The organism is Bacillus sp. SRB3LM (genome assembly GCF_015712745.1).
In the GTDB taxonomy this organism is placed as follows: Bacteria; Bacillota; Bacilli; order Bacillales; family Bacillaceae_G; genus Bacillus_A; species Bacillus_A thuringiensis_K.
Genome location: NZ_VWVQ01000005.1, coordinates 43,764 through 50,031 on the forward strand (window position 1 = coordinate 43,764; position 6,268 = coordinate 50,031).

The following is a 6,268-nucleotide window of genomic DNA, read 5'->3' on the forward strand; positions in this document are numbered from 1 at the left end:
TTTCTTTGGAAATATCAGCGTTCATTTTTTATTTTGATTTTTATTCTTTTTGTATTAAATCCCCATTCTCATCAAACATTACTCCTTCAACAACTGGACTATTTTTCTCATGATGTTCACGGTTGTGGCAATCCTGACATAAAAGTTCTAAGTTATGAAAGCTCAATGTAATCTCTGGATTGTTTATATTCTCTGGTGTTATGTAATCCTTATGATGAACAATCTTCCCTGTCCCCTTACACCTTTCACATAATCCATATCTAAATTTAAAATATGAATCCCTACACTTCTTCCATGCTGTGGATTTATAAAATCTCTTTGCATATTTTTTTGCCATGCATCCACCTCAAAACAAATAACCGCTCAATGTTGAACGGTTATCCTTTATATAAAGTTATATGAAACCCAATACGGTAAATGAAGTTTTATATAACATAATTGTCATTAATACCTATCTATTATTAGGTGGCTTTTGTACGACAAAATAAAGCTTTTATCTCTTATTGGACAGACTTATATTGAATGCAAATACTCTCAATAACTTCATTTTCAATATTTTATATCCTTATATTATTTTATAAAAAAATATGAATTAATTAACCAAATTACCTTTACACGTATTATAATACGTGTTATAATAAGAGTATAGAAAGGAGGGAATAAGGGAGATGGACATTCTAGATATGTTAGACAAAGTAAGCGGGATTTCTTCTTTCATCTTAGCGATTTACATACTTCTCAAAGAAAGCAAAGAAGAAAAAAATAAGCGTCCTCAACGCAAAGGTTCAAGCCGACCAAGCGCAAAACCTAAGCGAAGAAAACGCAAATAACCCATTGGGAAACTCAACCAACTGGTTGGGTTTCTCAAAAAAATATTATCATCTCCCATATCTATATGTCAAAAACTTCATTGATTTTAAATACTATTTGTTTATTTTTAACAATTCGTTTCTTTATTGTTACCGACTTTTCTAATTTACAAATGTTAGACACTATCTACTTAATAGTGATTATTTTATGGATTCTGGTCTTCACCATTTCGATTATCAAGAAATTGAAGAAGTAAATCCATTACACTATATTTAGCAGGAGGAAAAGCTAATGAGCACTTACCAAGATCGCTACATCTACCCATCTATTTTTGATTTTTCTAATGAGCAAGTTACTGTTACATTTCCTGACTTAGCAAATTGTCATGCTAATGGTACTAACTATGAAGATGCATTTGAAATGGCTAAAAAGACGTTGGCAACTCATCTATACGAAATAGAAGAAAATAAAGGCACTATTCCGCCCGCTTCTAATCCAACTTCTATTCAAACTACAGACAATCAAGTTATTGGCTTAATGGAAGTATGGATGCCACCATTCCGTAGTGAAATTGAAAATAAAGCAGTAAAGAAAACATTAACTATTCCTCATTGGCTTGATAAAATGGGAAAAGCTAATAATGTAAACTACTCACAAGTGTTACAAGATGCACTAAAAAAACATTTAGGTGTTAATGAAAATAAGAACGTATAAAAGAGATGAATTATCTTCATCTCTTTTTTCTATGTCCATAATAAAAGAAATAACCCTCTATATTAGGATTATTTCTTCAAATAATTTTATTCGAATGCCTTTTTAATAATTTTATGAGTTCCAATTAAAGAAAGACCTAACAAAACTGTTCCCAAAAGAAAATAAACTATAAAAATAAAATAATACATATACTTGTTAGAATCTATCGGTAAATATGGAAACCAAAAAATAATTAGTAAAAAGAGTAGTGCAATAAGCATTAACGTCAAATAATTCATATAAAAGTTTTTGTTCTCTTTTCTAGCTTCTAGACTTTGAAAAGCTATACAAGCAATTGCAATCCCAATTAAACCTATTATTATGCTTATCCCTAACTTAGAAGTCTCCTGAATCATCCCTACTAACATTTCCATATTTCCTATAGCATTAAATACTACAGATAATAATGTAAATACCGCCAAAAATATAACTAATTGGGCGATTACTTTAATGTCTTTACGCAATTTTCTCATACAAATCAACCTCCTCTATACAAGAATAAAAGGAGGTTGAAATAAAATCAATAAAACTTAATATAAAGTTAAAATACTTTACTGTAATACCTATCTTAATTAGGCTTTCTACAAAAATAACTATTCCTCTTCATATGGTCTATATTTACTACGCAGGACTTCTAGTTCTTTCTTCTTCTCTTCAATGTCTTCACGTAGAAATAAACTCACTCGTTCCATCTTCTTAAATGGTACAAGTTTACCATCTTTAATCATTTTACTAATTCTCGCTTTACTAATGCCTAAAACATCCATTACCTCTGGTGTCGTTAATACCTCATCATGTAAAAAAGAAAGTAATTCCTCTTTATCCTCAAACTTGTACACTTTATTCACCTCTTTTTTCTTTAAAAATCCCATAAAGTCGTAATGACGTATTTATTATATAAAGGACTAAAAGAATGATTAATACGATATCCAAAACAGTTTTAAATATACTCGCTTCGACTGAATCTCGAAAATACGCAAAGTAAAACAGTGTAACGAAAATAATTAAGAAGTTCGATGAATTACTTGTTTTCTTCATATTGTTTACAAATTGGCAAGTTGTTATAATGTGTATAGAAGAGAGAAGGTGCGCTTCTCTCTTCCGCTCAAAATCATTTTCGTTTACGTCTGGCTGGGCGTTTTCGTTTGGTTTTGAGCTTTTTTACTTTTTCGTGGATGACTAGGACTTTTTCGATGATTGTTAGTGCTGTAAGTATCATCCCTAGTATCAGTGCTAACTTTGCCAATTTGTTTCCCCCCTTTCGTTCTTTCTATATTTATTATATCATATCTGTTTACCTAAGTAAATAGATTAATCCAATTAAATTACACTATTATCCTAACAATTGATATAACCGCTACTAGAAATGAAAATAAAAAAAGCATCCTAATAGGAATGCTTTTTTTAACATATGACTTCAAATTATCTAAATAACAAAAAAGTAATTCATATATTTTAAATTTCCGAAATACGGACATTTCACTTAATTAATCTTGATTTTCTTTTCTCCAATCAGCCTTTTCAAAACTATTCATCTTATCTTGGAAGCCTAAATAGGTCGCAATTGATAACACTATAAGATTTATACATAAAAATACTTGTGAAGTATGAATCATTTTCCCTAGAGTGGTCAAGTTTTTTGTATCAAACGAGATATTAAAAGCAGATACTGATGCACTATATAGCACAAAATCCATGTAATTTGTTAGTCCAGAAAGGGCATCCCTATTTATCCAAATTGGCTCTAAAAAATATAAAATTGAAAATAATATTACAAATTCTAAATATGTATGTACAACTAAAGAAATTCTATGTCCTCTTTTCAAGTTTGTAGATCGTTCCCCGATTGACAAATCACGAGTCATCTTTGTTCTTACTACATCACTATAAAAAGCAATTGCTACTTCAATAGCTCTCGATATTAGACGTACAGTTACAAATATAAATGCAAATTTAATATATCCATTTGTATCTTCACTTTCTAAGTACAAATCCAAAATCATACAGACTATAAACAGAATACAAGCAGATAATACATTTACCCAATTTGAATATATTACAAACTTTTGCAATCTCTTTTTTTCTTGATGTTTTTCGCAATCATATCTATCTTCCTTTAGATTATATTCACATATAACTTTTCCACCTAAATACGAATGTTTATGCTTTGCCCCTGGTATTCCTTCACATTTGCTTTTTGTTCTATAAAAGGCTCTATTTGGACATATCTTATTATAACTATTATTATTTTCTAGTGAATATTTAAAAACTCGCGCATAGAAATAATCTGGTGAGAACACATTAAAAATAATTTCTTTCACGAAACTCAGAACTGTTTTTTCTTTTTTAGATTTTATATAGCTTACATAGTTCTTGAAGCAATTCACTAATACTTTTATTCCCTTCATTTTCTCATCTGTTTTATTTTCACTTTCCTTCTTTAAAGTATACTTACGAAACACCCCTATAAATATTAAATAATGAAAAATTACAGACCATATGTAAGAAAAAAATAAACTTCTAAGTAAAAAAACACCTATATAACCCCAAAGATACTTAAAATAATCAAGCCTATAAAGACATACTAGCATTAGTATACTTAAACTAATCCCAACGATTAAAGTTTTCCACATCCAAAATCTATTATCTAAAATTTTATTTTCCTTCACGATAAACTTCTTTCCTCTCTTAAAACACACTAAACGTTTAAAACCTTGTATAAACTCATTTTACACTCTTTAAACAATAATTCTAAAAAGCTATTTACATTCTTTATTAGTAAACTTACAATTATTAAATCTGATAAGTTGTATATTTTAATAAAAAATGAAAGGTGTTTTCTTATGAACTTCTTTAAAACATTAAAAGCAGACTTTAATAAAGGCTCTGCTGCTGATAAATTAAGCATCATTAGTAGTATTGTGACGATAATAGGAGCCTTTAGTATTCCCTCTCTAATATACTTACAATACGCTCCAAACCTTCTATTTTCCGTTTTTTTGATTTGCTTATTCTTTGTATTTTCTTTAATGATAATTTACCTTGCATTTTTAATCTTACAATTTGTATGGAGGCATGTTGAAGAAACCGTCCCAAGAATAATTGTTCTTCTTGTTGTTCTAGCTGTTACCTTTTTATTATTTTCAATATTGTTTCAATTTCTAACAATCGCATATCGAGATGTATTTTCAAAAATCACACAATTATAGTTCTTAATCCTAAAGTACAGATTCATAAACATCTTTACTTTAATTTTATTAGTGAAAAACACTATTTTATATAGTAAAATCTTAATGTTATCACATCATAATTTCATCAACAACATTTACATAGTTATGGGGGCAATTTCATGAACGATAAAGAAACACAACCAAGTTACTTTAAGTCAAATTGGTTCAAAATAATACTTACAATATTTTTAGCGATTTTACTAGTATTACTCTTTTATAAAATCATTAACATGAATCTCGAACTTAAAGTAACAGACTTTCTATCTATTACCCTTGCATTATTCTCGATAGGATTATCTGCTGCATTTTACTTTAAATCAACTGAACAGAGTAATAAATTTTATGATGATACAGTAAAATTCACGAGAGACATTGGTACCACATTAGGTAGAATCCAATCTGGATTTGGTCAAACACTCAAGCATTTGGAAAAAGGAAACACAAAATTACATGATAAAATTGAAGGATTAGCTAATAATATATCACAAAAACAAAATCGTATAGTAGAAAATACAGAAGTTGTTCAAACCCTTCAAGAATTACAACCATTTTTAAATGACATGAAAGATAATTTAGATAAAGGACAGGAAGAGGAATATCAAAAACATATACAAAAATTAAAAAGTCTAGTGATAACTAAAGAAAAAGAAATAATGAATTTACAAGATGAAGTTTCTAAACTATCTGATGTTAAAGAAAATATAATTACCAATGTAGGCGTTACACCATATGGGTGTTATGCATGCAAACAAATCATTCCGCTTACAGAAAAATATATAGAAGAAAACTCAATACACACATTAAATGGAATAAAAGTTCCTTGTCCTGATTGTGGTACCCTAATGCTTGAGCAATAGTAAAAAAATCGCCTTCGCGCGATTTTTTTACTATTCAAACATTTTACAGATTAAGCTTATCATATTAATGTCAGGATGATTAAGCGCCGGTATATTTACCTCGGATAAACTAAAATTAATTACATCTTTAACCATATTTCCACTTCCTTAACCAAACAAATATGCCGTACAATTTCACAAACCATATTTCACCTTAATTTCTCAAAGATAACCATTTACTATAATAAATATCCCTAAAAAATAAGAACCTCATCCACAATTGCAGAAGAGGCTCTCATTTACCTGTCTTGCTATTTTCTTTTCAGCACGTTCTATCATAGATTGTACCGTACTACATGTAATATCTAAGTATCTAGCAATCTCCCTATATGTTAAACAATATCCTCGAGACATTAAATACACTTCTTTCTCCCGCTCCGTTAACAATGATAAAGCATCTTCTAATCTAATTTTGTCCCATTCACCAATTACATGTTCTTGTTGATGACTGTCCCACTCATATAAGTTATCATCCATGCTACGAAAATGAGGTGGTACAGTAAAACTGGAACACAGTATAGAGATAAATTATTCTATATAAGAGGTGTTTCAGATGAAAAAACAGTATGATGAAACGTT

General features: G+C 29.2%; 9 protein-coding genes and 1 pseudogene. 4 read left to right on the forward strand and 6 right to left on the reverse strand.

Annotation, left to right across the window (positions count from 1 at the left end):
- Positions 1–40 precede the first annotated feature (40 nt).
- Positions 41–337, reverse strand: a complete 297-nt coding sequence (locus tag F3I02_RS04250) for an HNH endonuclease (RefSeq protein WP_098379235.1) — start codon at positions 335–337, stop codon at positions 41–43.
- Between the two features lie 331 nt (positions 338–668).
- On the opposite strand from F3I02_RS04250, the gene F3I02_RS04255 reads away from it, so the two are divergent.
- Together F3I02_RS04255 and F3I02_RS04260 are read left to right on the forward strand one after the other, a co-directional pair.
- Entirely contained in the window at positions 669–830 is a 162-nt protein-coding gene (locus F3I02_RS04255) for a hypothetical protein (RefSeq protein ID WP_196477694.1), read from the forward strand.
- 271 nt (positions 831–1,101) lie between these two features.
- On the forward strand, positions 1,102–1,524 hold the full coding sequence (locus F3I02_RS04260; protein WP_196477695.1) for a type II toxin-antitoxin system HicB family antitoxin: 423 nt from the start codon (positions 1,102–1,104) through the stop codon (positions 1,522–1,524).
- Positions 1,525–1,610: 86 nt separating this feature from the next.
- Here F3I02_RS04260 and F3I02_RS04265 read toward each other — a convergent pair whose 3' ends face one another.
- From F3I02_RS04265 to F3I02_RS04275, 4 genes are all read right to left on the reverse strand, one after another.
- A complete protein-coding gene (locus F3I02_RS04265) occupies positions 1,611–2,036 on the reverse strand; it encodes a hypothetical protein (RefSeq protein WP_136997381.1) in 426 nt (141 codons plus the stop codon).
- A 120-nt stretch (positions 2,037–2,156) separates the two neighbouring features.
- Positions 2,157–2,435, reverse strand: a complete 279-nt coding sequence (locus F3I02_RS04270; protein ID WP_196477696.1) for a helix-turn-helix transcriptional regulator — start codon at positions 2,433–2,435, stop codon at positions 2,157–2,159.
- Positions 2,436–2,674: 239 nt separating this feature from the next.
- Positions 2,675–2,809: a hypothetical protein gene (locus tag F3I02_RS34340; protein ID WP_001086026.1), complete on the reverse strand. Its 135-nt coding sequence runs from the start codon at positions 2,807–2,809 to the stop codon at positions 2,675–2,677.
- A 241-nt stretch (positions 2,810–3,050) separates the two neighbouring features.
- Positions 3,051–4,232: a hypothetical protein gene (locus tag F3I02_RS04275; RefSeq protein ID WP_196477697.1), complete on the reverse strand. Its 1,182-nt coding sequence runs from the start codon at positions 4,230–4,232 to the stop codon at positions 3,051–3,053.
- A 174-nt stretch (positions 4,233–4,406) separates the two neighbouring features.
- Between F3I02_RS04275 and F3I02_RS04280 the strand changes: the two genes are divergently transcribed.
- Positions 4,407–4,772: a hypothetical protein gene (locus F3I02_RS04280; RefSeq protein WP_196477698.1), complete on the forward strand. Its 366-nt coding sequence runs from the start codon at positions 4,407–4,409 to the stop codon at positions 4,770–4,772.
- Between the two features lie 140 nt (positions 4,773–4,912).
- Complete coding sequence (locus tag F3I02_RS04285) at positions 4,913–5,650, forward strand: hypothetical protein (protein WP_196477699.1); 738 nt, start codon at positions 4,913–4,915, stop codon at positions 5,648–5,650.
- Between the two features lie 249 nt (positions 5,651–5,899).
- On the opposite strand, the pseudogene F3I02_RS04290 reads toward F3I02_RS04285, so the two are convergent.
- Positions 5,900–6,178 (reverse strand): annotated as a pseudogene (locus tag F3I02_RS04290) (sigma-70 family RNA polymerase sigma factor); the annotation flags it as partial.
- Positions 6,179–6,268 lie beyond the last annotated feature (90 nt).

Excerpts from the sequence above, each read along its gene's own strand:
- F3I02_RS04265 (WP_136997381.1), bottom strand. The coding sequence starts at position 2,036 with ATGAGAAAATTGCGTAAAGACATTAAAGTAATCGCCCAATTAGTTATA.
- F3I02_RS04255 (WP_196477694.1), top strand. The coding sequence starts at position 669 with ATGGACATTCTAGATATGTTAGACAAAGTAAGCGGGATTTCTTCTTTC.
- F3I02_RS04250 (WP_098379235.1), bottom strand. The coding sequence starts at position 337 with ATGGCAAAAAAATATGCAAAGAGATTTTATAAATCCACAGCATGGAAG.
- F3I02_RS04285 (WP_196477699.1), top strand. The coding sequence starts at position 4,913 with ATGAACGATAAAGAAACACAACCAAGTTACTTTAAGTCAAATTGGTTC.
- F3I02_RS04270 (WP_196477696.1), bottom strand. The coding sequence starts at position 2,435 with ATGGGATTTTTAAAGAAAAAAGAGGTGAATAAAGTGTACAAGTTTGAG.
- F3I02_RS04280 (WP_196477698.1), top strand. The coding sequence starts at position 4,407 with ATGAACTTCTTTAAAACATTAAAAGCAGACTTTAATAAAGGCTCTGCT.
- F3I02_RS04260 (WP_196477695.1), top strand. The coding sequence starts at position 1,102 with ATGAGCACTTACCAAGATCGCTACATCTACCCATCTATTTTTGATTTT.